The organism is Nonomuraea sp. 3N208 (assembly GCF_052245935.1).
GTDB lineage: Bacteria > Actinomycetota > Actinomycetes > Streptosporangiales > Streptosporangiaceae > Nonomuraea.
In genome coordinates, this window is record NZ_JBQQBR010000006.1 from 337,768 (window position 1) to 362,733 (window position 24,966).

Sequence of the window (24,966 nt, forward strand, 5' to 3'; positions counted from 1 at the left end):
AGTCAGGTACGAAATGAGGTGAGCGATGGAGAAAGGCACGCTCAAGAACGGCCTGCCGTACAACACGGCGGGCGCGGGAAAGCCGCTGCTGGTGCTGCGGTGGTCCAGCACGGAGCACGTCAACCCCGCGGGATAGGCGCTCGCATAGAGCCCGGGACGATGGGAGAGCCGTCGGGCGGCATTTCCTGGCGTACGCGGTCAACCGGGCGCCTGCCATGGCCGCGGGCACGACAAAGGCCGACATCGCCGCGCAGCACGCCGAGGGGCCGAGCATTCTGCACCACCAAGATCGAAGCCGAAAGCCGAATCCGACAACTCACGCTGGACACCGACACGAGCACCGACAACAACACGCGGACACCGACAGCTTCATCTGCAACCGACAGTCGTCAACGACATTCGCCGCCGAAGGTCGCAGTGTCGATCTGCTGCATGATCTGTGACCGTCCCAGATTGAACCCGGCGGAGATGGTCCAGGAGCCGGCGAAGCGTCCTGGAAAGGCGCCCGAGCGACAGCGAGGACGAACAGGGGGCGGGCAGGCAGCCCGCCTGGGAGGGAGCGCGAGCGGAGCGAGCACCTCTCGGGGCGGGATCCCGTCAGCCGACCACGTAATCGGGTCACGGTGGGTGAGGTCCGGCCCACCTACACCATGCGACCCTTACTGCCGGCGGCAGAATCGATCACAACCGCCGAACCGCACCGCATCGATGGGCGTGAACGACGACGGCGGCACGTCCTCGAGCGCGGCCATCATGGTGTCCCGCCAGATCGGCCCGGGCAGACTCGCCCCGGCCACCGCCCCGTAGTACCGGCCGCCGATCGTCACGCCGACCAGCTTGTGCTGCTGCGAGCCGCGCGGGTCGCCGATGCTCACCGCCCCCGCCAGGTCAGGCGTGAACCCGGCGAACCAGGCGGTGGCATAGTCGTCCGTGGTGCCGGTCTTGCCGGCCGCGTCGCGTCCGATCCCGCCGACACTCCGCATGGTGCCCTTGGTGAACACGCCGGACAACACGTCTGCCGTCGCGTCCGCGATCGCCAGGTCGAGCGCCTGGCGGCACGCCGGCCGGTACGTCGTGCTCCTTCCGTCCCGGTCGGTGATCCGGGTGATCGCCATCGGCCTGCAGTACGTGCCGCGCGCCCCGATGGCCGCGTACGCGTTGGCCACCGTCACCGGGTCCATTTCGTTGATGCCGAGCGTGAACGTCTCGTACTCCTGCAGCTTGCGCCCGTCCGCGCGGCGGATGCCCAGGGACCTGGCCGTCTCGACGGTCTCGCAGAGACCGACCCGCCGCTCCAGCTCCATGAAGAACGTGTTCACCGAGCCCCACGTGCCGGTTCGCAACGTCTTCCACCCGGGCGAGCCCTCGTCGTTGGTGACCGTGTGGGTGGGATCGCCGACGTTCTCGCCGGCGCAGTTCGTGAACGTCGCGTAGCCCGGCGCGCGGTAGCCGGCGCCCGCGGTGAGCCCGTCGTCCACCTTCATGCCCTGCTTCAGCGCGCTGATCAGGGTGAACGTCTTGAACGTGGACCCGGCCTGGAATCCGATCCCGCCGCCGTGCGCGGCGTCCGCCACCACGTTGTACGAGATCTCGTCCCTGGCCGCGCGCCGCCCGTACGGCTTGCTGGCGGCCATGGCCTTGATCGCACCGGTGCCCGGCTGGACCAGCGCCTCGGCGGCGACCGGGCCGTCGGAGGCGTGGACATGACTCCGGACCGCCCGGTCCGCGGCCGCCTGCATGGCCGGGTCGATCGTGGTGGTGATCGTCAGGCCACCGCGGTTGAGTGCTGCCAGGCGGGCCTTCGCGGTCTTTCCGAAGTCGGGATTGTGGAGGATCTCCTGGCGAACGTACAAGCAAAAATAGGGATATTTGCTGGATTCGCAGCCGCCGGGCAGCTCTGTGCCTCTGTAGCCGAGCTTGGTGGCCTTGGCCTTCGCCGCCTCGGCGGGGGTGATCTTGCCGAGCTCGGCCATGCGGTCGAGTACGACGTCGCGGCGGTTCCGCAGGCGTTCGCGGTGCTTCCTGCCAAGGTTGGGGTCGGTGGCGTTCGGGTCCTGCACGGCCCCGGCCAGCGCCGCGGCCTGCGGTAACGTCAGGTCCGCCGCCTGTACGCCGAAGAAGCGCCTGGCCGCGGCCTCGACCCCGTACGCGCCGGCGCCGAAGTACGCGATGTTCAGATATTTCTCGAGAATCTGGTCCTTGGTGTACTTTTTCTCCACCCCCATGGCGTACCGGAGCTCGTTCAGCTTGCGCGCGTAGCTGGCCTCCAGCGCCGCGTTCCGTTCCTGCTCGGTGCCGGCGGAGTTGAGCAGCACCTGCTTGACGTACTGCTGCGTGATGCTCGAACCGCCCTGGCTCACCCGGCCCGCCTGCAGGTTCGTGGCCAGCGCGCGGAGCGTGCCCTCGATGTCGATGGCGCCGTGTTCGTAGAAGCGGTAGTCCTCGATCGCGACGATCGCGGTCTTCATGACCTCGGCGATGTCGTCGAGACCGACGATCTCGCGGTACTCCTCGTAGAACCGCGCGATCACGTTCCCCTTGGCGTCACGCACGATCGTGACCTCGGCCGGCGGCGGCTCCACCAGGTCGGCCGGCGCGAGATCGACCTCCCCGGCTGCCGCCACCAGCCCGAAGCCCGCGCCCCCGACGGCCGGGACCGCGATCCCGGCCATGAGCACGCCCGCCGCCGCGCCCGCGGCGGCGAGACGTACGATCTTCGTCCCCCGACCGGACATCAGAGCTTGCCGAGCCCGCGGGCCAGGACCGTTGCGGTCTTGGCGATCGTCTTGTCGTCGGTGGCGAGACCGGGGGAGCGGTTGGTGTAGATCGCCATGATGATGGGAGCGGCGCCCTTCTCGGGCCAGATGACGGCGATGTCGTTCCCACCGCCGAATCCCGTGGAGTTGGTGCCGGTCTTGTCGCCGATCGTCCAGGTCTTGGGCAGGCCGGCCCGGATGCGCTTGTCGCCGGTCTTGGTGGCGATCAGCCAGGCGTTGAGCTGCTCGCGATCCTTGGCGTGCAGCGCGGTGCCGCTCGTCAGCACGCGCAGGTCACGGCTGATGGCCGCGGGGGTCGTGGTGTCGCGCTTGTCCTTCGGCGTCCAGTCGTTCAACCCGGGCTCGTAGCGGTCCAGGCGGGAGATCGGGTCCTTGAGCGACCGGAAGTACTTGGTCAGACCGGCAGGGCCGCCGATCTGCTTCAGAATCAGGTTGCCCGCGGTGTTGTCGCTCAGCGTGATGGTCGCCTCGCACAGCTGGGCCACGGTCAGCCCGTCCTTGACGTGCTTCTCGGTGACCGGGGAGTAATCCAGCACCTCGTCGGCCGACCAGCGGATCACTTTGTCCATCAGCCCCGGTTCCGAGGTGCGGGCCTTGTGCAGCACGGCCGCGCAGGCCATGGCCTTGAACGTGGACAGCAGCGGGAAGCGTTCACCCGCCCGGTACGTCACGGTCTTGCCCGTGGCGGTGTCGACGGCGTACGCGCCGATGCGGCCGTTGAAGGCCTTCTCCAGCGCCCGCAACTCCTTCCTGACACTGACCTGGGCCTCGCTGGAGACCACCGCCGCCACGGCTGTCGCGGAGGCCGGGCTCGTGCCGAGGGTGGTGCCGCCCGCCAGAAGAGAGATCGCCAGAGTGGTGGCCGCCGCCAGCCGCCGGGCGCGGAGATTTCGCATGTCATGGGTCCTTGCTCTCGCCTGTCAGAGGTCAGGAGCAAAGCAGATGAGATCTCCGTATGTCTAATAGCGATATCGGAAATCGAATGATATGGATTCCGGTATCAGTGCAGGTCACGGCCGCAGGTAGGTGGAACGTCCGCCGGTGGGCACCGCGGCCGTCATGTCGAGGACTTCCGAGGTGATCATCGGATGATGCACCCGCGATCGCGTGGTGCCGTCCGCGCCGAACTCGTCCACGCGGAACCGCACGCCGATCGTGCGGATGTGATCAGTCGCGTCGCTCACCCGGCTGAACTGGGACTCTTGGGTAGGGTCGAAGTATGCGACTCCACAAGAGCCGGTTCACGCCCCTCGCCGCCTTCGCCCTCTGCGTCGTCGTGGCCGGTTGCGGCGAGGTCAACCAGACCATCGACAAGGCCCAGGCGTGCCTGGAGGCACCGAAGATCATCAGCGAGCTCGGCGCACAGATCGCCCAGCTCACCAACGACCCCCAGGCCATGGACAAGGCCCTGGACGACGCCGCCGCCAAGCTCAACGACGTGGCCGACAAGGCTGCCAATACCACGATCAAGGAAGCCTCCGACGACCTCGCCAAGACCCTGAGCGGCATCACCGTCAACGACGCCAACGACGCCGTCGACGCGGCACAGAAGGTCACCGCCGAGGGCGCCGCGTACGTGGAGAAAGTCACCAAGGCCTGCACCGGCTGATCCCCGACTTCTCTAGGGGAAATGGGGACGAAATATTGTTTTTCCCATGGAACCCGACCCGCGTTTCACCTTGGCCAATGAACGCACGTTCCTCACCTGGCTGAGCACGGCGCTGGCGCTCAGCGCGGGTGGGGTGGCCATGGCGGCGGTGCCGGCCGACGTGTTCGTGCCATGGATTCGCACCACACTCGCCGTCGTGCTCGTCACGCTCTCCGCGCTGGCCGCAGGCATGGCCTACCCGCGCTGGCGCAACATCCAGCGGGCGCTGCGCAACCAGGCACCGCTGCCACCGCCCGCGCTCGCCGCCGTGTTCGGGTACGGTGTGGCAGCCGTGGCCGTGATCGCCCTGATTCTCATCATCCTCTCAGCATGAGGCGGTGAGGATGACTCCTGAAGAGGAGGTCTGGGATCGTGGGCTACAGAGCGAGCGCACCAGGCTCGCGTGGGTGCGTACGGCCGTGGCACTGGCCACCGGCGGACTCGGCGCGACCGGGCTGGCGGCCAGGCACGGCCTGCCCGCCCTCGCGGTGGTGGTCTTCGCGCTGGCCGCGCTGTGCGGCGGCGTGCTGCTCATCAGGACCAGGACCCGGTTCCGGCGGGTGCAGACAGCACTGCACGGCGGCAGGCCGCTGGACGCCCGGCTCGACGTGGTCCTCGCCTGGCTGGGCACGCTCAGCGTGGTCGCGGGTGCCCTGACCTTTGTGTTCACCGTTCGGTGAGTCCGCTTGCGAGATTCCGGCAAGCAGGCGGAAACTCGAAGCAAGGGGGTGACCTCGTTGGAAGAAGAACGCAGGATCGTGCCGTTCGAGTGCCGTAGTTGCTGGCACGTCTGGGAAGAGGAATACCTGGTCAGGCGGGTCGAGGACCAGCACGGCAACGAAGCGGAGGTCTGGATGCGCAATCGGGTGCCCGTGCCGCCGCCGTCGCCGGGCGCCATCTGCCCGCGGTGCCGCCACCAGGACAGCACGACTTTCCCTGAGGGCTACCTGTCGCGCCATCCGGAGCTGATCCCGCCGGAGAACCCGGCGGCGCCCGATCCGACCCCGCTGCTCAGCCCGGTGCCGCGTCCAGTCTACTGGCAACCTGACACACGGTAAGGATTGCCTAACGGCGAGTGTCGCAAGCTCGTCTTGCGAGGAAATGCGCGGCCGGGCGGACACTCGGGTCGAACCTCGATCCGCAGCCGGGGGTGGTCCTCGTGCCCGATTGGCTCGAAACCCGTGTGTCATGGCCTTACGAATGCCTGCGTTGCCTGCACGTGTGGGAGGCGGACTTCGTCGTCCGCACTCTCATCGACGCCCACGGCGACGAGAGGCAGATCTGGCTCAGTTCGGGAGTGGTGGTGCAGCCGCCGTGGTCGGGGACCTGCTGCCCCGGCTGCGGCGCCTACCATGCGACCTCGTTCCCGCCCGGGTATTTGGATCGCCATCGCGAGCTGGTGCCCGTGCCGGACCCGGAGCCCGAACCGTGCCTGCCGCCGGCGGCCGAGCCGGACAGGGCGCCCGCTGAGGGGACGCCGCTGACCGGCCGGCTGCTGGTCGCGATCGGGGTGCCGGTGGCGTTATTCGTCGGGTATGAGCTGTACGCGAGCATCGTGGCCGCGGCCAACCCGCACCACTAGCTGCTGAGGCTGTCCAGCCAGGCCTGGTGCAGGCCGGCGAAGCGGCCCGAGGCGGCGATGAGCCGGGCCGGCGGCCCGTCCTCGACGATCTCGCCCCGGTCCATGACGAGCACGCGGTCGGCGATCTCCACGGTGGACAGCCGGTGCGCGATGATCAATGCCGTGCGGTCGGCCAGAATCGTCCGCAGCGCGCGTTGCACCAGGCGCTCGCTCGGCACGTCGAGGCTGGAGGTCGCCTCGTCCAGGATCAGCACGGCCGGATCGGCCAGGAACGCCCGGGCGAACGCGACCAGCTGCCGCTGGCCGGCGGACATGCGGCCACCGCGCTTGCCGACCTCGGTGTCGTACCCGTCGGGCAGTCCCGAGATGAACTCGTGGGCGCCGATCGCCTTGGCCGCCTCGCGCACCTGCCGGTCGGTCGCGTCCGGCTTGCCGAACCTGATGTTGTCCGCGACCGTGCCGCTGAACAGGAAGTTCTCCTGCGTCACCATGACCACCGCCTGGCGCAGCGTCGGCTCGTCCAGCGTCCGCAGGTCCACACCGTCCAGCAACACTCGGCCCTCGGTCGGGTCGTAGAAGCGGGAGATCAGCTTGGCCAGCGTCGTCTTGCCCGCGCCCGTCGCCCCGACCAGCGCCACGCTCTGCCCGGCCGGGATCGTCAGGTCGAGGCCCGGCAGGATCGGCATCTCCTCGACGTAGGCGAACCTGACGCCCTCGAAGCGCACCTTGCCGCGCGCCCTGCCCTGCGGCAGCGGCTGAGGCTTGCGCGGCTCGGGCACCGCCGGCTCCTCCTCCAGCACGCCGGACAACTTCTCCAGCGCCGCCCCCGCCGACTGCAGCGTGTTGTAGAACTGGCTGACCTCCTGCATCGGCTCGTAGAACTGGCGCAGGTAGAGCAGGAACGCGGCCAGCACGCCCACCTTGACCTCATCCTGGAGCGCCAGCCAGCCGCCGTAGAGCAGCACCCCGCCGATCGTCAGGTTGCCGATCAGCTTGATGCCGGTCATGAACGTCGCGCCGAGCCGCATGCCGCTGGCGTTCGCGCCCCGGTAGTCGTCGTTCAGCTGCTGGAAGATCTCCTGGTTGCGCGGCTCCCTGCGGAAGGCCTGCACCGCGCGGATGCCGGTCATCGACTCCACGAAGTGCACGATCACCAGCGCCACCGTCTCCCGTGTACGCCGGTAGACGATCGCCGACTGCCGCCGGAACCACCGCGTGAACAACAGCAGCAGCGGCAGCGGAATCAGCGCAACCAGGCCCAGGTGCACGTCCAGGATCAGCAGCAGCACGGCCGTGCCCACCATGGTCAGCACAGCCTTGACCAGCGCGTCGAACCCGGACTGCAGCAGCTCGGCGATGGCCTCGATGTCCGAGGTCAGCCGTGAGATGACGCGGCCGGAGGTGTATCGCTCGTGGAAGCTCAGCGACAGCCGCTGGAAGTGGTCGAACACCCTCCTGCGCAGCTCCAGCAGGGTGCTCTGGCCGATCGTGCCCGACAGCCGCAGGAATGCCTGCCGGGTCAGCGCCTGCGTCACGGCCGCGGCCAGGATCACCCCGACCACGGTCAGCAGGACCGCAGGGCCCGACCCACGGGTGATCGGCGGGATGCCCTGGTCGATGCCGACCGACACCAGATAGGGGATGGCGAGCCCGGCCGCGTTCGACACCACGATGATCGCCACGAGCAGCGCGATCTTCTTCCGGTACGGCCTGAGCAGGTCGCCGAGCAACCTGCGGGAGCGCTCCCGCAGCAGGATGGAGACCTTCTCCGGCACCTCGTCCTGGTCCTCGGAGGCGACGCCGCGCCAGGACGCCGTCTTCGTCGGCGCAGTCGGTGATGTCGCCGCGGTCATCGCAATGCTCCTTCCGACGCGTCGTCCAGGTCGGCGTCCTGGGCCAGCAGCTGCCGGTATTCGGGCACCTCGGCCAGCAGTTCGTGGTGCTGCCCGACGTGCGTGATCGTGCCGTCGCGCAGCAGCGCCACCTTGTCGGCCAGCAGCACGGTGGAGGCGCGGTGGGCGACCACGATGCCGGTGGCGTCGCGCAGCACGTGCCGCAGCGCCTCCTCCACCAGCGCCTCGGTTTCCACGTCGAGGGCGGACAGGGTGTCGTCGAGCACGAGGATGCGCGGCTTGCTGAGCACGGCCCGGGCCAGGGCCAGGCGCTGCCGCTGGCCGCCGGACAGGGACAGGCCCTGCTCGCCGATGCGGGTGTCGAGGCCCCATGGCAGGTCGTACACGAACATGGCCTGCGCCGTCTGGACGGCGTCGGCCAACTCCTCCTCGGTGGCGTCGAGCCGGCCGAGCGTGAGGTTCTCGCGCACGCTCATCGAGAACAGCGTCGGCTCTTCGAACGCGGTGGCCACCACCGACCGCAGCGTGGTGAGCTCCAGGTCGCGCACGTCGTGCCCGTCGATCGTGACGCGGCCCTCGGTGGGGTCGATCAGCCGCGGCACCAGCGCCGTCAGCGTGGTTTTGCCCGCGCCGGTCGCGCCCACGATCGCCACCGTCTCGCCGGGGCGCACGTCCAGCCAGACGTCGCGCAGCACCGGCCGGTCCGCGCCGGGGAAGCGGAACCCGACGCCTTCGAAGCGCAGGAAGCCGCGCGGCTTGTCGATCGTGTCCGTCCCGCCTTCGATGGCCGGGACGGTGTCCATGACCTCCATGAGGCGGTCGGCAGAGGTCATGGCCTCCTGGCCCATGGCCAGGATGTAGCCGAGGCTGGCGATCGGCCACACCAGCTGCAACATCAGCGTGGTGAACGCGACCAGCGCGCCCAGCGTCAGCGCGCCCGAACCGACGGCCAGCGCGCCGAGCAGCAGCACCATGGCCAGCGTGATGTTGGGGATCACCTCGAGGAAGGCGAAGAACTTCGCCGACAGGCGCGCCTTGTCCATCGACGTGCCGTACACCTTGAGCGCGGCGTCGTCGTAGCGGTCATAGACGTGGTGGCGGCGGCCGAACGCCTTGATCGTGCGGATGCCGAGCGCGGACTCCTCGACGAGCGTGGCGAGGTCGCCCTGCTCGTCCTGCACCTGGCGGGAGATCCTGATGTAGCGCTTCTCGAACCGCAGCGACGTCCACACGATCGGCACGGATGAGGCCAGCACCAGCAGCCCGAGCGGCCAGTACTTGTTGAGCAGCAGCACGGTCACCGTGATCAGCTGCAGGATGTTCATGACCAGGAACAGCATCCCGAAGCCGAGGAAGCGGCGGATCGTGGACAGGTCGGTCGTGGCCCGAGATAACAGCTGGCCGGACTGCCACTCTCCGTGGAAGCCCATGGGCAGGCGCTGCAGATGCTCGTAGAGGTCGTCGCGGATGGCGGTTTCCAGGCCGAGCACCGGTTTGACCTGGGCCCACCGTCTGAGCAGGATCAGCAGGGCCTCGACGACGCCTACGCCGATCGCGAGCAGCCCGAGCGGGAGCAGCCCGGCGGAGTCGCCGTCGGCGATGGGGCCGTCGATGACCTGCTCGATGATCAGAGGGAGGGCGATGCCGGCTCCGATGCCGACGATCGCGGCCAGCCAGATGAAGACCAATCTGGTGACGTAGGGGCGGAGGTAGGACTTCATCCGCCACAGGGAGTGGGAAGACAGCAGGGGACGGCGAGGTATGTGCGTATCGGGAGGCATCGCTTCTAGATTAGTACGTGAGATCAACCCATTTTTGGTGGCGCGGAGGTGCGTTTCCCGTGCCTGACGTGGGAAAACGTGAGAAATCATGCTCTTTCGGGCGGGCCGTTACGCTCATGGTGATGAGGCCTAGGATGATGAACTCATGATCTACGAATCAGACATGCCGCACCTGCGCCGCTGTGTCGAGCTGGCCACGCGGGCGCTGGAAGTGGGAGACGAGCCGTTCGGCTCCGTGCTCGTCTCCGGCGACGGCGCGGTCCTGGCCGAGGACCACAACCGGGTGGCGTCCGGGGACCGCACCCAGCATCCGGAGTTCGCGCTGGCCCGCTGGTCGGCGGCGCACCTGACCCCGGAGGAGCGGGCCGCGGCCACCGTCTACACCTCTGGTGAGCACTGCCCGATGTGCGCGGCCGCCCACGCCTGGGTGGGGCTGGGACGGATCGTGTACGTGGCGTCGTCGGAGCAGCTCGGCGCCTGGCTGTCCGAGCTGGGCGTGCCCGCGCCGCCGGTCCGCACGCTGCCGGTCAACGACGTCGCGCCTGGTGTCGTGGTGGAGGGGCCGGTGCCGGAGCTGGCGGACGAGGTGCACGAGTTGCACCGCCGCTTCTACGGTGGCGGTTGAGCCTTCATCGACGCGATGCGCTCCGCCATTTCCTCGTAAGCCATGGGAGTGACCTCGGGACTGCCGTCCAGGCTGCGGAGGATACGCTCGAGAGCGTTGGGATCGGGCCATCGCTTGGCGGCGATATCGAGAAGCTCGAGCACGTCGTCCGCCGGCAGCCTGTGGCAGTCGGCTTCGAGCCGCCTCAATACGTGTGCCGAGTACAACCCGGCGGGCACCCAACGACGCAAGGCGTTTCTGTAGGCGGGCATCTGGCGATCGGCACTCAGCATGATCGTCAGTAGGTCGGCGACCGGGGCCGTTGGATGGGCCTCGAGTGTTTCCTCGACCTCCATCATGTAGGGAAGCAGATCGACGAAGAGGTGCCCGAGCGTGGTGTCGTCGCGAAAGGCGATCTCGCGCATCAAGGTCGCCATCGGTCCATCGCCCGTAATTCGCAGATCATCGTAGGGATGGTCCGTCACCCGCTCTTCGGGCCACGTGAAGAAGACCAGGTCCTTCAGAACGAAGGGCTCCCCGCCGTCGAGCCATGCTTCCATCCTCCGGCTTCCGTCACGGAGAAAGTGGCGGACCCGTACCGTGTTGATGAGCGCACTCCACTCGGCCCTGGTGAGCTGGGAGTGCCACAGCCGGGAAATCCTGCGCCACAGCTCGTTCGCCTTCTCCGGCTGATCGGTGGCGAACAGATCGGTGCTCGGGATCGGCTCGTCCGACGAGAGCACCGCCAACAGCAGCAGGTTGGCGCTGTAGGCGGCGTAGCGGGTCGGCGCCTCCGCCGCCACCGGCTGATAGCCGTCATACTTCGACCCTGGCCTGGACATCAGCGACCCGGAGAACAATTCGCACAGGTGCCGCGTGAGCAGGGGGCGCCGGTCCGGCGGCGTGTGCTTCCTGATGCCGTACTCGAGGAACGTGACGACGGAGCCGCGGACGGCCAACGACGCGAAGGAGAGACACGCGTGGAGAAACGCGTCGTCCGGTTTCGCGGGACGATGACGAGAGGCGGCGAAGGCCAGCTCGTCCGCCATGTCGGCCAGCTCCCGCACCACGAGGCGGGCCACCAGATATTCGCCGAACGTGGCGTGCAGGAATTCGTAGGTCTTGAGCCGCTCCTCCTCCCGCAGTGCCTGCGTCGTGTGCACGAAGTAGAAACGCCCGATCACGCCTTCCGCGCGCGTCAATGCGCGGCGCAGGCCATGTGCCGGTTGGTCGGTCTGCGGGAGGAGCGCCCGAAGGTCGGATTCCAGGTCGTGCTCACGGACCCATTGCAGGCCGCGGTTGAACATGGCGCACGCTGTGACCGACAGCCGCAGTAACTCGTCTTCCACCGCCCGCGCCAGGTCGGCGTCGGAGCGCCCATCGCCGCTCTTCCGCACTTCGCGGGTGGCGAAGCCGTGCAGCAGCCGCTCGTACAGGTCCGCCTCGTGGATCTCCTCCCGCACGAGGCGGATGGCGTTCGCGTCCGCGTCGTACAGGGCCAGCATGAGGAGGAGCAGAGGCTGTTCAGCCAGGTGGGGCACGGTCAGCACACTCTCCACGGACAGCGGTTCGAGGCCACGTTCCTGGAAGAAGCGCTGATTGCCGTGGTTCCAGATGGTGACCCACTGCCGCACCCGGTCCTGGTCGAACGGCTCCAGCCGGAGCACGATCGACTTGTCGGGAATCCGCGCCCGATCCGCCACTGCCGTCCGCGAGGTGAGGATGACCGCCAGCGCCCGGCCTCGCTCGGCCTGCCGGCGCTGGAACTGGGCGACCTTCTCGAGGTAGTCGGTCTGGTTCACCCCGGTCGCCTGGAGCAGCTCGTCGAAGCCGTCGAGCACGACCACCGGGAGCGCCCCCTGCGCCGCGTGCACGAGCTCCGGCCAGGACATCTTCTCGTCCAGCGCGTCCTTGATGCCGTGCTCGATCTGCTCCAGCACGTCGGCGTCCGCCCGCACGCCGCGCAGCTCCACTCTGATCGGGAGGAACTCGGCGGCGGGCAGGCGGGCGGCGAGCACGCGCGTCAGCACCGATTTGCCCGCGCCCGGCTGGCCGAGCACGAGCAGCGGCGCCTCGGTGGCCTGCGGCAACGTGAGGTGCCCTGACAAGAAGGCGGCAAGGTCGTTACGGCGGGCGAGCGTTGCCCACCCCTGCTCCGAGGTCACCTGGAGGCCGTCCTCCGCCGGGAGCACGCGGAAGGCGGGGTCGACGTACCCCTGCGCCAGTGATGGGATGTCCATCCCGCGCGACACGTCGGCCGCCGCGACGATCGGGGCGGCGAGCGCGGCCCGGTTCGCCTGGATGAGCGCGCTCAGCCGGTCGGACGGCCCGCGATTGGAGACGATCACGGACAGCTGCTCCTGGACTCCCGTCAGGCCCTGGGCGAGTCGCCTGACCTCCGCCCTCGTGGCCTGGTGTCCGACGAGATCGGACCAGCACGCGACCTCCGGGAAGTCGGCGACGAGCCGGCGGAACAGCTCCTCGTAACGGCGCAGCGCCCGCTCCGGCACGTCACGGATCAGGCGGGTCCGTTCGGTCTCGTCCCAGTCGTCCCAGCACGCCAGCCCGCCGAGGAGATCGACGAGTGATTCGGTGATCCACACATAGCGGTCTGTCAGGGCCTCGATCACGGCTTCGTGCGGGTGTTGCGGCGTCGGCATGGGCAGGGGCAGGCTGAGCAGGCTCGATGTGAGAGGGCCGTCGCCCAGCCCGGTCAGCCGTGCCTGGTCCTCGCGGGTCAGCTCGCGCAGCACGCCCACCTCGCCCAGCACCTCGAGGTACGCGCTGATGACGATGACCGCGTGTGCAGCCGCCAGCCGCTGCGTAGTGTCGTACCGGCTCAGGCCCTTGACCTGGTCGCGCAGGCGGCGGATCAGCCCGTCACCCAGCCGCACCGCCTCCGCGCGCGCGTCGAACAGGTCGATGCCGCCCAGTCCGAACAGCGCCAAGGACGACGCCTTGTCCAGGACATCGGTGAGCGCGCTGCCGCCGCCGAGCAGGGCGACGGCATCGCGGTAGCTGAGTAATGGCCGCACACGAAGTAGTCTGCCGAAATCGGCGAGCGGCCGACGGGCTGATCAGGATTCCTTGCCGAGGGCGATCGTGTCGGCGACCTCGCTGTGCCGCTCGGTCTCCTCCTGCGCGAAGCGCTCGGCGTCGAGCTTGTCGGCGATCTCCTCGTCCTGGTTCATCAGCGCCTCGAGCGACTGGCCGGCCATCTCCAGCACGCCCATCTCCGCGTACGCCTGCTGCAGCCGCGGGCTCCACAGCCCGATGTCCTTGACGCACGGCACGATCCTGCTGAACAGCAGCGACCGGAACAACCTCAGGTACTCCGAGTGCTCGGTGGCCTCCATGGCCTCGTCGACCTCGGATTTCGACAGGCCGAGGTTCTCCCAGGTCTCCTTGCCGCGCAGCCGGTCGCGCATTAAGTAGCAGCCCTCGATGACGAAGTCCTCGCGCTCGCGCAGCTCCGTCTCCGACAGGCTGCTGTAGTAGTCGCGCAGCGCCATCCGGCCGAAGGCGACGTGCCTGGCCTCGTCCTGCATCACGTACGCGAGGATCTGCTTGGGCAGCGGCTTGGCCGTGATGTCCCGCATCACCCCGAACGCCGCCAGCGCCAGCCCTTCGATGAGGACCTGCATGCCCAGGTACGGCATGTCCCAGCGCGAGTCGGTCAGCGTGCTGTCCAGCAGCACCTTGAGATGCTCGTTGATCGGGTACGCCAGGCCCACCTTCTCCTGCAGGAACCGGGCATAGGTTTCGGCGTGGCGGGCCTCGTCCATGGTCTGCGTGGCCGCGTAGAACTTGGAGTCCAGGTCGGGGACCGACTCCACGATCTTGGCAGAGCAGATCATCGCGCCCTGCTCACCGTGCAGGAACTGGGAGAACTGCCAGGCCGCGCCGTGCCGGCGGACCTCCTGGCGGGTCTGCTCGCTCATCCGCTCCCATAACGGGGTGCCGTAAATGGCGATCGTCTGGTCGGGGATCCCGAGCACGTTGTACGGATCGACCTCCAGGTCCCAATCGATGCGCTTGGTCGAGTCCCACTGCTTGTCCTTGCCCTTCTGGTACAGGGCCAGCATGCGATCTCGGCCGTCGTCGTACTCCCAGCTGAACCGGCTGCTGCCGGCCATCTGAACGTCCCACGTGGAGAGCTCGGCGGGGATGGTGTAGAGATCGTGCGTCGACATCGGACCTCCGCAGGGGGTTACGTACACCGTACGTCCATGGTTCGAGCTTGCACGTACGGCGTACGTCCGTCAATAGAATGAGCTATGCCCACGGAGCCTCTCTCGCGCGGCCGGATCGTCGCCGCGGCCATCGGCCTCATCGAGCGCGAGGGCGCCGACGCGATCTCCATGCGGCGCATCGCGGCCGACCTGGGCGTCGGCGTGATGTCCCTCTACAACCACGTGCCCAGCAAGAACGCTCTGCTCGAAGGTGTGGCCGAGTCGGTGCTGAGCAAGATCGAGTTCACCGACGACCCCGACGCGCACTGGACCGAACGGGTGCGGATGCAGGCGCGGGCGTTCCGGCAGATCGCCCACCATTACCCGCGGTCGACCATGGTGGTGGTCAGCCGCCAGCTCCATTCCGCGGCCGGCCTGCTCCCCGTCGAGCGGGCGCTGGCCACGCTGCGCAGCGCCGGGTTCGGAGGGGCGGACGCGGTCAGGATCTTGCGGATGTTCATCGCGTACATCGTGGGCTCGCTGCTGCGCGAGGTCGGGGTGACCCCGACGTTCGCGCCCGTCCACACCAGCACGATCAAGGCCGACAGCGTCGATGCCGCTCTGTTTCCTGAGGTCAGCGCGCTGGCGCCGCTGCTGGACGAGTGCGACCACGAGGCCGAGTTCGAATTCGGGCTCGAGTTGCTGATCCAGGCCATCGTGGCGCACTCGGCGCGCAGCCGATGAGGCTCAGTACCAATTGTGCGACCTGAAGTGGCCCCAGGCACCGCACGGCCTGCCGTACCTTCCCTTGATGTAGGCCAGGCCCCACCGGATCTGCGTCTCCGGGTTGGACCTCCAGTCGCGGCCCGCGCCGCTCATCTTGCCCGCGGGCAGGGCCTGTGGGATGCCGTATGCGCCCGATGAGCGGTTGAGCGCGCGGTGGTTCCAGTTGCTCTCCCTGGTCCACAGGTTGTCCAGACAGCGGAACTCCTGAAGGTTCCATGATCGCTGGACGACGTGGTCCAGGGCGATCTTCTTGTTCCTGTTGTCCGGCCGGATGGCCGGGATGTCCGGTTTCGCTGATGTGGTCCAGGTCCCGGTCCTGATCGACGGTGCCGACTCCGCCCAAGCGGTCGTGGTTGCGCCGAACGCGGTGAACGCGGTGATGGAGATGAGAGTGCCGCTGAGTACACGTTTGCTGTCCAAAACGATCCTTGCTGTCGGGTCGCGTGCGGACAGGCGCAGAAGCCTTCGCGCCCTGCTCGTCCGCGTCCGTGGCTCGGACGTGGAGGGTCCGCCCGGCCCTCCGGGATCCTGCTCCGCCCGATCGTGCTGGGCGGCCCGGAGGGCTCCGCGACGTGTCCTTTAGCACGATTCCTATTACGCGCTGTCACCGTGGGTCATACATCTCGACACGCGAAGGACAGGTGTTTGTGTGATCGTTGCGGATATAAGGCCCGCCCGCTGGGCCGGGATTGCCCGGCCCGCCGGGCATATGGCCTGCGTTTGCCGTAAGAATCAGGCAAGTCTGAGGTTTGGCTCAGTACCAACGGTGGGATTGGAAGTGCGCCCACGCGCGACACGGCGTGCCATACCTCTTCTTGATGTAGGACAGGCCCCACTTGATCTGGGTGCGGGGGTTCGTGCGCCAGTCGCGGCCGGATGAGGCCATCTTGTGGGCGGGGAGCGCCTGAGGGATGCCGTAGGCGCCCGACGAGCGGTTGCCGGCGCGGTGATTCCAGCCGCTCTCGCGGGCCCAGAGCCTCTCCAGGCACCTGAACTGGGCCTTGTTCCAGCCGCGCGCCGCCACCATGGGCTTGGCGATCGACTTGTTCCTGCTGCTCGCGCTCGTCTGGGAGCTCTGCGCCTGTGCGGCCGAGGCGCCGCCTGCCGCCACGAGCGTGGCGGTCAGGACCAGGACGCCGGTACGGCGGAGCATGGGCATGCGGGTTCCCTTTCGAAGGGGGACATGGACCGCGCCACCGTGCCCGATAGGATCGCTTTACAGTGAATTGACCATGAGAATGAAGATCGTCAGTAAAGATTCCGATATATAGCTGTTTCTGGGGTTTTGTCGGATAAATGTGGTCTGCGTCTCATTTTCGACGCAACTCGTTCTGTAAGGTCTCCTCATGACCCTTAGCGAGATCCCTCTCCGCACCCTCACGGACGCCCCGACCACCCTGGGCGAGCTGTCGGCCGGCAAGGCCGTCCTCATCGTGAACGTCGCCTCCCGCTGCGGCCTCACCCCGCAGTACGAGGGCCTGGTCAAGCTGCAGGAACGGTACGGCCCGCGCGGTTTCACGGTGATCGGCGTCCCGTGCAACCAGTTCGCCGGGCAGGAGCCCGGCTCGCCGGAGGAGATCCAGGAGTTCTGCTCGGCGACGTACGGCGTCGACTTCCCGCTCCTGGAGAAGACCGACGTCAACGGCCCCGACCGGCACCCGCTCTACGCCGAGCTGACGCAGCTGCCGGACACTGGCGGCGAGGCCGGGGACATCCAGTGGAACTTCGAGAAGTTCCTGGTGGACGGGGAGGGCAATCTGGTTGCCCGCTTCCGCCCCCGCACCACGCCAGAAGACCCGTCGATCACCGCGGCCATCGAAAAGCTCCTCTGACCGAGGTCTCACGCCGTCAGAGCCGGGCGCGCAGGGCCTGCTCGATCCACGCGTAGGCGGCCGCCTGGGGCCATGGCCGCTCCATGCCGCGGACGATCGCCACCAGCTCCCACAACCGCTCCGACCGCGGATCATGCTCGTCGAACCCGCGCAGCATCTCCTCACCGCTCTGCCCGGTCAGTTCCAGGACGCGTTCGAGCATGGGGTCGGCCTCGGTGGAGTCGGGGGCGATGCCCGCGGCGAGGGCGGCGGCGACCTCGTTGAGCAGCGTGGCCGTGGCGCGCCGCCAGGCGTCGAGGTCCTCGCGCGGCCGCGCCCAGAAGTCCTCGCTCATCGTGCGCAGGTTCTCCTGGAAGCCGGGGTCGGCCAGGAGGCTGGCGAGTTCGAGCCAGGCGTCGAGTTGCGCGGTGGTGGGCTCTTCGGGGAGGTCGGGCAGCATGGCCTCGCGCATGCCGGCCAGCCACTCGCGGCGTGCCGCGACGTTGCCGCCGACCTCGTCGATGAACGCGTCGAGCAGCCTGGCCATCTCGGCCTTGCCCACCCGACCGAGCGCGTGCAGCCTTCGCAGGTCCTCTTCGGCCGGGTCGTCCTTGTCCAGGGTGGCGCGTAGGACGGCCCTGGTCCGCTGAAGCGCGCCGATCTGGGTCTCGACCACCTTCAGGTGCAGGGCCAGGACGTCCTTGAGGCGGCGGTGTCCCAGGGAGCGGATGGTCGCCAGGTCGAGGCCGATCTCGCGCAGGGTGCGTACGAGTTCCAGGTGGGCCCGGTGCTCCTCGGTGTAGCGGCGGTAGCCGGAGGGGGTGCGGTCGGGGGCGGGCAGGACGCCTTCGTCCGAGTAGAAGCGGATCGTCTTGACCGGCAGCCCGGTGAGGGCGGCCAGCTGGCCGATCGAATAATGCACTTGAGTCTCCAGTAACGGGAGACTTTAGCGTACCGCGCATGGCAAAGAACAAGGTCGCCAGGACCGTCACGCTGCATCTGGCCGCCGGGGAGGCGAACCCGGCGAACGTCGGCAAGGACCTCGGCCCGCTCGGCATCAACCTCATGGAGTTCTGCAAGCAGTACAACGCGCTCAGCGCGAATTTGCGGGGACATGTCGTCCCCGCCGTGGTGACCGTCTTCGAGGACCGGTCCTTCGAGGTCCGCGTCAAGCAGCCGACGACGGCGTCGCTCATTCGCAGGGTGGCCGGCCTGAACGGCGGGAGCCCGCGGCCGGGGCACCAGAGTGGCGGTGTCGTGACCATGGCACAACTCAAAGAGGTGGCGGCGGCCAAGCTGGCCGACCTCAACACCACGGATCTGGACCAGGCGGTCAAGATCGTCGCCGGTACTGCCCGGTCCATGGGCCTGACCATCAAAGAGTAATCAATTGCATACAATGTGTGACGTTGGGTATCAGCTCCGGCATGACGATCAACCCGTACGCAGGATCGCCATTCAGCTACGTCGCCGAGCCGGCCGCGGCGCCGTATTCGATCGTCGAGCTGATGCCCGGGGTTCGCAACCTGCTGGAGTACGTCGGGTTGCGGGCCCGGGAGCGGGTGCTGCTGCTCATGGAGCACACCGTCGACCCGGTCGTCGTCCAGGCGATCGCCGCGGCGGCCGCGTACCGGGACGCCGACGTGCGGATCCTGTCGGTGGCGCCGTTCAGCCCTGGTGGGTGGGACAGGGAGGCGCCGCTGCAGATTGAGACGGCCGCGTTCCAGGAGGCCGACGTCGTGATCAGCGGCACGTGGTGGGGTGAAGTGCACACGGCGCCGCTCTTCTTCGACCAGATCAAGTCCCGCTCCGCCCGGTTCCTGTCCCTGCACATGACAGCCACGGCCGGAGCACTGCTCACCGGAGGACGGCTGCCCACGGAGGTCTTCTATGCGCTGCTGGGCCGCGCGCTGCGGCAGTTGTCGGGAGCCCGGTCGATTCGGGTGACCTCCGAGCGGGGAACCGACGTGACGTTCTCCGGGCTGACGTTCGAGTCCAATCCGGGTGGCGCGTTGCGGCCCGGCGACTGGCGGCCCTTCCCGTACGGGGGCGCCAACTTCTGGCCGACCGACACCGAGGGCGTCCTCGTCATCGAAGACTGCACGGTCACCGGAGTGCCGGAGGAACTCGTCCGGGTCACCCTGGAGGGCAACCTGGTCCGCAAGATCGAGGGCGGGGCGGCCGCCGCGCAACTGCGACGGTACGCACCTGGCGGCTACTACATGCGGCACGGCCTGTTCGGGCTCAACCCGAAGGTCCGAGTGTCCGGAGGGACGCAGTTCGAGCGGGAGAAGCATGCAGGGGCCTTCTACTGCGGCCTCGATGGGCTGACGGACGGGGTGCCGGTCACGACGGGACCCGGGTTCGCGCATTGCGACTGCCAGGTCGACCGGCCCACCGTGCTGGTGGACGATGAGTTGTTCGTCGAGCGCGGGCGGCTGCTGATGCTCGATGAGCCGGAGATCCGCGAGGTCGCCGCCGCGTTCGGGCCACCGGAGGTGATCCTCGACGACAACCCCGTCATGATCCTGCCTCGCCGCTACACCGGCGCCCGCATGAAGTGATCAGCAGGTAGCCCGGATTTCAGGGCCGTTCGAGTGGGTTTTTCTCCGAAGTGGGCGTAAAGTAGGGTCCCAGATCCTGTGTAGGTAGGGGACTCGGCATGCTGGTGGGATTTCGGGCCGCTAATGTGCTGTCGTTTCGCGGAGAGCTGGAGCTGTCGCTCCTTGCTCCGGACGGGAGCGATCGTGCGGCGCGCACGGCCGCGGGTTTGAGCATCTCTCCAGTGGCCGCGGTCTTCGGGGCCAACGCCTCTGGCAAGACCAATGTTCTTGAGGCGATGCGTTGGATGCGCCACGCGGTGCTGGACTCGGTGGCCGACTGGGCGCGTGTCGAAGGCGTGCCCAGACGGCCTTTCGCTCTGGAGCGTGAAGCCGCGAACGAAACCTCCCTGTTCGAGGTGGACGTCGTCCTCGGGCGGGACAGGTACGTCTACGGCTTCGAGGTGTCGGACGTGCGGGTGGAGACCGAATGGCTTCACATCTATCCGGGCGGAAGCCGTCGCCGGCAGGTCTGGTTCGAGCGAGACGCCGAACGGCCGGAGCACGGTCAGCCGGAATACCGCTTTCCCAGCGACTGGCTGAAGGGCGCGAAGCGGCCTTTGATCGACTACACCAGACCGAACGCGCTGTTCCTTACGGCGGCGGGATCGCTTCAGATGAAGCAACTGGCGCCGTTGCATGACTGGTTCAAGCACAATCTCTGGCTCGTCAGGCTGGGGGATGACCTGCTGCAGCGTGACACCCGCATGAGATGGGCGCTGCTGCGCCCGGGATTCCGCGAGCGCGTCGAAGGGCTGCTGACCGTCGCCGATCTCGGGATCATCGGATTGGAAGTCCAGGACAGAGGTGAGGAGACACCGGAGGTCTCCCTCATTCACCTCGGCAAGGATGGGCCCGTTCCGTTTGACATGCGTCAACAGGAGTCCTTCGGCACACTTGCCTGGTTCGCCTTCCTGGGGCCGCTCATCGAAGCGCTCGACGATGGAGCGATGTTGCTCGTCGACGAGCTCGACTCCAGCCTCCATCCGTTGCTGGTGGCGGAGGTCGTCCGGCTCTTTGAGGATCCGGTCGCGAATGCGCGCGGAGCGCAGCTCGTCTTCACCGGACACGACGTGACCTTGCTCAGCAAGGCGCACGTCGAGCGCCCGCTGGACCGCGAGCAGGTGTGGATCACCGAAAAGCGGAAGATCGGCGAGTCGGAGCTCTATCCGCTGACGTCGGTGGGCGTTCGCGCGGACGAGAGCCTTGAACGTGGATACTTGCGCGGACGGTACGGAGGCGTGCCCCGCATCGGGCTCGGAGGCATGGCTTTGGAGGTTGAAAGGCATGCCCCGGGGGGCGACGCGTGAGTCGCGTACGAAAGAAAGGCCCACCTAGCGGAGGCGCCCGCGTGCCGCGTGCGGTGAGTGAAGGCCGCAAGCGCAAGGTCGTTTATGCCGTGGTCGAAGGAGAGAGCACCGAACGCGACTATTTGGGCTACCTGGAGGATCGGTTCGGCGGCGACCCGCCCGCGTTCGAAATCCATGTTCTGTGGAAGCGGAGAGGCCTGAAGCCGCACGAGGTGGTGGACTGGGCGCTGGACAAGCTCCGTGAGATAGACGATCCACGGCGGGAGCAGGTGTGGGCGCTCTTCGACAGGGACGATCACAGCCGGGTCGAGGAGTCCTATACGCGAGCCGAGGCTGCGGGAGTGAACGTGGCCCTCTCACACCCGTGCTTCGAGCTCTGGTTGCTGCTCCATTTCACGGCGGCGCTCTCGGGCGCGCAGAACTCGAAGAGCGTACAGGAGCGGTTGAGAGCGGCACACCGGGCCTTTCAGACCTTCGACAAGCGTCTCGACGCCGTCCATCTGGCGGCGCTGAACGGCAACGAGACCGGGGCCGCCGGCCGGGCGAGGTCGCTGATCAACAACTGTGCGAGCATGGTCTGCGATGCAAAACATGGGCATGGGCCACAGTGCAAGGTGCTCGATCGTGTTCCTTCGACGGATGTGTGGCGGCTCTTGGCGGAACTCGGCATCGTGCCCCGCTGACCCCGTCAGCGGCGCGGCCCGCAGCTCCCCCTGATGATCAGCTCGGTGGGCAGGACCACGCTGCGCGGTTTTCTGCTTCCGGCGCGCAGCACCAGCTCCGCCGCCCGATACCCCATGTCCCGTCCCGGCTGGGCGATCACCGTCAGGGGCGGTGAGCACAGTTCGGCCCAGGGCACGTCGTCGTACATCACCAGCGACACGTCCCGCGGCACCCGCAGGTCCAGCTCTCTGGCCGCCAGCACCGCCGCCTCCCCGAGCACGTTCCCCCCAGCCACCACGGCCGACAGGTCGGGGCGGCTCTGGAACAGGCCGGAGGCGGCCGCGTAGGCGGAGTCGCGGCTGCCGGTGCCGAACACCACCAGCTCCTCGTCCACCGGCGCCCCCACCGCGTCCCTGAAGGCCGCCGCCCGGCGGTCGTGGCCGGGGCCGCCCAGGAAGGCGATGCGCTTGTGGCCCAGGCCCCGCAGGTAGCGGACGGCCGTGCGAATGCCGGCCCGGTCGTCGGCCACCACGGCGGGCACGTCCAGCGGGCGGGGCTGCGCAGCGGGGGAGAGGCCGTCCATGGCCAGAAGATCCGCCAGGGCCGCCGCCCTGGTGTCCTCCTCGGTGGCATGGGAGGGAAGGCGGTCGGCGAAGATCACGGTCATGCCCGCGCGGATCGCCGGGGCCCAGGTTTCCGCGTCGCCCGACGGCACGGCGATCAGGCGGTCCACGCTCTGCTCCAGCAGCATGCCGATCAGCTCGGACTCCTGCTCGGGATCGCCACCGGTCGAGCCGAGCATGACCGGCTCGCCGGCCGAGCGGGCGCAGGCGAGCACGCCTTCCGCCAGCTGGCCGTAGAAGGTGTCGGTCAGGTCGGGGATGAGCAGCCCCATGCCGCCGGTACGGCGCTGGCGCAGATTGCGGCCAAGCGCACTGGGGCGGTAGTCGAGCTGCGCGGCGACGGCCAGGACACGGTCCCTGGTCTGCGGACTGGCTGAGCCGCCCGACAGCACCCTGGACACGGTCGCGACGCCCACGCCGGCCGCCTCGGCCACATCCTTGATCGTCGCGCGCCTGTCCATGGAAACGATTCCATCATGGTTTTCACCGGAGGGGAAGACGTGCACCGCGACAAGGGCTGGTCACACGGTAGCCCTTGACACCGATGTCCGTTTCGGGTGAGATGCTTGAAAACGTATCCACGTGAGTGGGCACACGGTAATAACGTCCGGGCTACCGCCCTGGAGCGCGAAGGAATGTCATGGCATCCATCGTTCTGACGAACGTCGACAAGGTCTACGCCGGTGGCGTAAAGGCCGTGAACGGGCTCAACCTTGAGATCAAGGACGGCGAGTTCATGGTCCTGGTCGGCCCCTCCGGTTGCGGTAAGTCGACCGCGCTCCGGATGATCGCGGGCCTGGAGGACATCAGCGGCGGCGAGATCTCCATCGGCGAGAAGGTCGTCAACCACCTTCCGCCCAAGGACCGCGACATCGCGATGGTCTTCCAGAACTATGCGCTCTACCCGCACATGACGGTCGAGGAGAACCTCGCCTTCGGCCTCAAGCTTCGTAAGATGCCCAAGGCGGAGATCCAGAAGCGGGTCAACGACGCCGCCAAGATGCTCGGCCTGGAGCAGTACCTCAAGCGCAAGCCGGCCGCCCTGTCCGGTGGTCAGCGCCAGCGTGTCGCCATGGGCCGCGCCATCGTGCGTGAGCCGCAGGCCTTCCTCATGGACGAGCCGCTGTCCAACCTGGACGCCAAGCTCCGTGTCTCCATGCGCGCCTCGCTCAACACGCTGCACGAGCGCCTCGGCGTCACCACCGTGTACGTCACCCACGACCAGGTCGAGGCCATGACCCTCGGCGACCGCGTCTGCGTGCTGCGCGACGGCCTGCTCCAGCAGGTCGACACCCCGCAGAACCTGTTCGACAAGCCGGTCAACCTGTTCGTGGCCGGGTTCATGGGCTCGCCCTCGATGAACTTCGTCACCGCCGAGCTCGTCCGCGACGGCGGCGCCGCCGTCACCTTCGCCGACATCAAGTTGCCGATCCCCGACTCGACCTTCTCCGACAAGCCGGGCCTCGACCAGTTCATCGGCAAGAAGATCATCCTCGGTATCCGCCCGTCGGACTTCGAGGACGCCACCTCCGCCGGCACCCACGCCAACGGCTGGGCCACGCTGCCGGTCAAGGCGGAGGTCACCGAGGAGCTGGGCTCCGAGATCAACGTGCTGTTCCTGATCGACGCCCCGCCGGTCGAGCACAAGGACACCGTCGCCGCCGCTGACACGGGCGACGAGGACGAGTCGGCGCTGCCGCTCGTGGGTGACAAGTCCCTGTGGACCGCGCGCGTCAACGCCCGCAGCCACGTCCGTCCCGGCCAGAACATCGACCTGGTCGTCGACACGCACAACCTGCACTTCTTCGACCCGGCCTCCGGCCTCGCGATCGGCCACGAGGCCAACCGCTGACGGCCAAGCCGCAGTTCTCGGTCGTGAGCCCCGCTCACGACCGCTGGGCCCCCACCGCGACCCCCTCCCGCGGCGGGGGCCCTTCCATTTCAGGGGACGCCTTGTCCGGCCGGTTGCCCGCGGGCGCGGACCGTCAGCGTCCGATCTTGCCCGACACGAGGCTCTGCAGGCCGCGCGGCACCAGCCTGCCGATCGCCACGATGGCCTTGTAACGGACGTCCGGCACCGACACCCGCTTGCCGAGCGCCAGATCCTGCAGCGCGTCCCGTACCACGTTGTCGGCCTTCAACCACAGGAAGCCGGGAATGCCGGAGGTGTCCATGAAGGCTCGCTGGTGGAACTCGGTCCGCACGAAGCCGGGGCACAGCGCCATGATCTTGATGCGCGGGTTCCCGACCTCGGCCGCGGCGGACTCGCTGAAGTTCACCACCCACGCCTTGGACGCGCTGTAGGTGCCGCGCGTGAAGAACGCCGCCACGGACGCCACGTTGATCACCGCGCCCCGGTCGCGCTCTTGCATCCCGGGCAGCGCGGCCAGCGTGAGCCGGAGCACGGCCTCGCAGTGCACCTTGAGCATGCGGACCTCGTCCGCGACCGGCACGTCGGGGAAGCGGCCAGGGTGGCCGAATCCGGCGTTGTTGATCAGCAGGTCGACGCCGTCGCGCAGGCGGGATTCGACCGCGGCGATCCCGTCGTCGGTGGCGAGGTCGGCGGGCAGCACCTCGACGCTCACGCCGTACCTGAGCTTGAGCTGGCCGGCGGCCTCGGCCAGCCGGCTCTCGTCCCGCGACACCAGGACGAGCGAGTAAGCCTCGGCGGCCAGGCGCCGGGCGAAGGCGGCGCCGAGGCCGGCGGTGGCGCCGGTGATCAATGCGGTGGGCATGCCTGAACCCTAGCGCCCGTG

At 68.2% G+C, this 24,966-nt stretch carries 25 protein-coding genes; 13 read left to right on the forward strand and 12 right to left on the reverse strand.

The genetic code is table 11. The features are described 5' to 3' along the window. Positions 1 to 659: 659 nt before the first annotated feature. The 3 genes from ACTWPT_RS11600 to ACTWPT_RS11610 all read right to left on the reverse strand — a co-directional run bounded on the left by ACTWPT_RS11600 (position 660) and on the right by ACTWPT_RS11610 (position 3,961). On the reverse strand, positions 660 to 2,735 hold the full coding sequence (locus ACTWPT_RS11600) for a transglycosylase domain-containing protein (protein WP_443177291.1): 2,076 nt from the start codon (positions 2,733 to 2,735) through the stop codon (positions 660 to 662). Continuing rightward, positions 2,735 to 3,673, reverse strand: a complete 939-nt coding sequence (bla, locus tag ACTWPT_RS11605) for a class A beta-lactamase (protein WP_443177292.1) — start codon at positions 3,671 to 3,673, stop codon at positions 2,735 to 2,737. The genes ACTWPT_RS11600 and bla overlap by 1 nt, the downstream gene beginning before the upstream one ends. Positions 3,674 to 3,787: 114 nt before the next feature. Continuing rightward, on the reverse strand, positions 3,788 to 3,961 hold the full coding sequence (locus tag ACTWPT_RS11610; RefSeq protein WP_443177293.1) for a hypothetical protein: 174 nt from the start codon (positions 3,959 to 3,961) through the stop codon (positions 3,788 to 3,790). A 35-nt stretch (positions 3,962 to 3,996) separates the two neighbouring features. On the opposite strand from ACTWPT_RS11610, the gene ACTWPT_RS11615 reads away from it, so the two are divergent. From ACTWPT_RS11615 to ACTWPT_RS11635, 5 genes are all read left to right on the forward strand, one after another. Beyond that, positions 3,997 to 4,386, forward strand: a complete 390-nt coding sequence (locus ACTWPT_RS11615) for a hypothetical protein (protein WP_443177294.1) — start codon at positions 3,997 to 3,999, stop codon at positions 4,384 to 4,386. A 46-nt stretch (positions 4,387 to 4,432) separates the two neighbouring features. Then, the gene (locus tag ACTWPT_RS11620) at positions 4,433 to 4,759 is read left to right on the forward strand and encodes a YidH family protein (protein WP_443177295.1); all 327 of its coding nucleotides are present in this window, start codon (positions 4,433 to 4,435) and stop codon (positions 4,757 to 4,759) included. A gap of 10 nt (positions 4,760 to 4,769) precedes the next feature. After that, positions 4,770 to 5,105: a DUF202 domain-containing protein gene (locus tag ACTWPT_RS11625; RefSeq protein WP_443177296.1), complete on the forward strand. Its 336-nt coding sequence runs from the start codon at positions 4,770 to 4,772 to the stop codon at positions 5,103 to 5,105. Positions 5,106 to 5,153: 48 nt separating this feature from the next. Continuing rightward, complete coding sequence (locus tag ACTWPT_RS11630) at positions 5,154 to 5,483, forward strand: hypothetical protein (protein WP_443177297.1); 330 nt, start codon at positions 5,154 to 5,156, stop codon at positions 5,481 to 5,483. A 101-nt stretch (positions 5,484 to 5,584) separates the two neighbouring features. Further along, positions 5,585 to 6,007 (forward strand): hypothetical protein, encoded by a 423-nt coding sequence (locus ACTWPT_RS11635; RefSeq protein WP_443177298.1) that lies wholly within the window; start codon positions 5,585 to 5,587, stop codon positions 6,005 to 6,007. Here the strand turns inward: ACTWPT_RS11635 and ACTWPT_RS11640 are convergent. Both ACTWPT_RS11640 and ACTWPT_RS11645 read right to left on the reverse strand, forming a co-directional pair. Then, positions 6,004 to 7,860, reverse strand: a complete 1,857-nt coding sequence (locus ACTWPT_RS11640) for an ABC transporter ATP-binding protein (RefSeq protein WP_443177299.1) — start codon at positions 7,858 to 7,860, stop codon at positions 6,004 to 6,006. The genes ACTWPT_RS11635 and ACTWPT_RS11640 overlap by 4 nt on opposite strands. Then, complete coding sequence (locus ACTWPT_RS11645) at positions 7,857 to 9,581, reverse strand: ABC transporter ATP-binding protein (protein WP_443177300.1); 1,725 nt, start codon at positions 9,579 to 9,581, stop codon at positions 7,857 to 7,859. Before ACTWPT_RS11645 ends, ACTWPT_RS11640 begins: the two co-directional genes overlap by 4 nt. 205 nt (positions 9,582 to 9,786) lie before the next feature. On the opposite strand from ACTWPT_RS11645, the gene ACTWPT_RS11650 reads away from it, so the two are divergent. Next, positions 9,787 to 10,266: a nucleoside deaminase gene (locus ACTWPT_RS11650; protein WP_443177301.1), complete on the forward strand. Its 480-nt coding sequence runs from the start codon at positions 9,787 to 9,789 to the stop codon at positions 10,264 to 10,266. Here ACTWPT_RS11650 and ACTWPT_RS11655 read toward each other — a convergent pair. Further along, positions 10,251 to 13,280: an NACHT domain-containing protein gene (locus ACTWPT_RS11655; RefSeq protein ID WP_443177302.1), complete on the reverse strand. Its 3,030-nt coding sequence runs from the start codon at positions 13,278 to 13,280 to the stop codon at positions 10,251 to 10,253. The two genes, ACTWPT_RS11650 and ACTWPT_RS11655, sit on opposite strands and share 16 nt — an antisense overlap. A gap of 42 nt (positions 13,281 to 13,322) precedes the next feature. Next, positions 13,323 to 14,438, reverse strand: a complete 1,116-nt coding sequence (locus ACTWPT_RS11660; RefSeq protein ID WP_443177303.1) for a ferritin-like domain-containing protein — start codon at positions 14,436 to 14,438, stop codon at positions 13,323 to 13,325. A gap of 84 nt (positions 14,439 to 14,522) precedes the next feature. Here ACTWPT_RS11660 and ACTWPT_RS11665 point away from each other — a divergent pair, with 84 nt between their 5' ends. After that, a complete protein-coding gene (locus ACTWPT_RS11665; RefSeq protein WP_443177304.1) occupies positions 14,523 to 15,161 on the forward strand; it encodes a TetR/AcrR family transcriptional regulator in 639 nt (212 codons plus the stop codon). Between the two features lie 3 nt (positions 15,162 to 15,164). Here the strand turns inward: ACTWPT_RS11665 and ACTWPT_RS11670 are convergent, their stop codons facing one another. Together ACTWPT_RS11670 and ACTWPT_RS11675 are read right to left on the reverse strand one after the other, a co-directional pair. After that, positions 15,165 to 15,623, reverse strand: a complete 459-nt coding sequence (locus ACTWPT_RS11670; protein WP_443177305.1) for a transglycosylase SLT domain-containing protein — start codon at positions 15,621 to 15,623, stop codon at positions 15,165 to 15,167. Positions 15,624 to 15,957: 334 nt separating this feature from the next. Beyond that, positions 15,958 to 16,362: a transglycosylase SLT domain-containing protein gene (locus ACTWPT_RS11675; protein ID WP_443177306.1), complete on the reverse strand. Its 405-nt coding sequence runs from the start codon at positions 16,360 to 16,362 to the stop codon at positions 15,958 to 15,960. 187 nt (positions 16,363 to 16,549) lie between these two features. On the opposite strand from ACTWPT_RS11675, the gene ACTWPT_RS11680 reads away from it, so the two are divergent. Continuing rightward, positions 16,550 to 17,035, forward strand: coding sequence for a glutathione peroxidase (locus ACTWPT_RS11680; protein ID WP_443177307.1), 486 nt, complete (start codon positions 16,550 to 16,552; stop codon positions 17,033 to 17,035). A gap of 16 nt (positions 17,036 to 17,051) precedes the next feature. Here the strand turns inward: ACTWPT_RS11680 and ACTWPT_RS11685 are convergent, their stop codons facing one another. After that, a complete protein-coding gene (locus ACTWPT_RS11685) occupies positions 17,052 to 17,936 on the reverse strand; it encodes a MerR family transcriptional regulator (protein ID WP_443177308.1) in 885 nt (294 codons plus the stop codon). 38 nt (positions 17,937 to 17,974) lie between these two features. Here ACTWPT_RS11685 and rplK point away from each other — a divergent pair, with 38 nt between their 5' ends. The 4 genes from rplK to ACTWPT_RS11705 all read left to right on the forward strand — a co-directional run bounded on the left by rplK (position 17,975) and on the right by ACTWPT_RS11705 (position 21,607). Continuing rightward, positions 17,975 to 18,400, forward strand: a complete 426-nt coding sequence (gene rplK, locus ACTWPT_RS11690) for a 50S ribosomal protein L11 (RefSeq protein WP_443177309.1) — start codon at positions 17,975 to 17,977, stop codon at positions 18,398 to 18,400. 23 nt (positions 18,401 to 18,423) lie between these two features. Then, positions 18,424 to 19,578, forward strand: coding sequence for a hypothetical protein (locus ACTWPT_RS11695; protein WP_443177310.1), 1,155 nt, complete (start codon positions 18,424 to 18,426; stop codon positions 19,576 to 19,578). Between the two features lie 98 nt (positions 19,579 to 19,676). Beyond that, complete coding sequence (locus tag ACTWPT_RS11700) at positions 19,677 to 20,924, forward strand: AAA family ATPase (RefSeq protein ID WP_443177311.1); 1,248 nt, start codon at positions 19,677 to 19,679, stop codon at positions 20,922 to 20,924. A gap of 41 nt (positions 20,925 to 20,965) precedes the next feature. Next, positions 20,966 to 21,607, forward strand: a complete 642-nt coding sequence (locus tag ACTWPT_RS11705; RefSeq protein ID WP_443177312.1) for an RloB family protein — start codon at positions 20,966 to 20,968, stop codon at positions 21,605 to 21,607. Positions 21,608 to 21,612: 5 nt separating this feature from the next. Here ACTWPT_RS11705 and ACTWPT_RS11710 read toward each other — a convergent pair whose 3' ends face one another. Beyond that, on the reverse strand, positions 21,613 to 22,671 hold the full coding sequence (locus ACTWPT_RS11710) for a LacI family DNA-binding transcriptional regulator (protein WP_443177313.1): 1,059 nt from the start codon (positions 22,669 to 22,671) through the stop codon (positions 21,613 to 21,615). A 179-nt stretch (positions 22,672 to 22,850) separates the two neighbouring features. On the opposite strand from ACTWPT_RS11710, the gene ACTWPT_RS11715 reads away from it, so the two are divergent. Next, on the forward strand, positions 22,851 to 24,062 hold the full coding sequence (locus tag ACTWPT_RS11715) for an ABC transporter ATP-binding protein (protein ID WP_443177314.1): 1,212 nt from the start codon (positions 22,851 to 22,853) through the stop codon (positions 24,060 to 24,062). A gap of 133 nt (positions 24,063 to 24,195) precedes the next feature. On the opposite strand, the gene ACTWPT_RS11720 is transcribed toward ACTWPT_RS11715, so the two are convergent. Further along, positions 24,196 to 24,945, reverse strand: coding sequence for an SDR family NAD(P)-dependent oxidoreductase (locus ACTWPT_RS11720; RefSeq protein WP_443177315.1), 750 nt, complete (start codon positions 24,943 to 24,945; stop codon positions 24,196 to 24,198). Positions 24,946 to 24,966 lie beyond the last annotated feature (21 nt).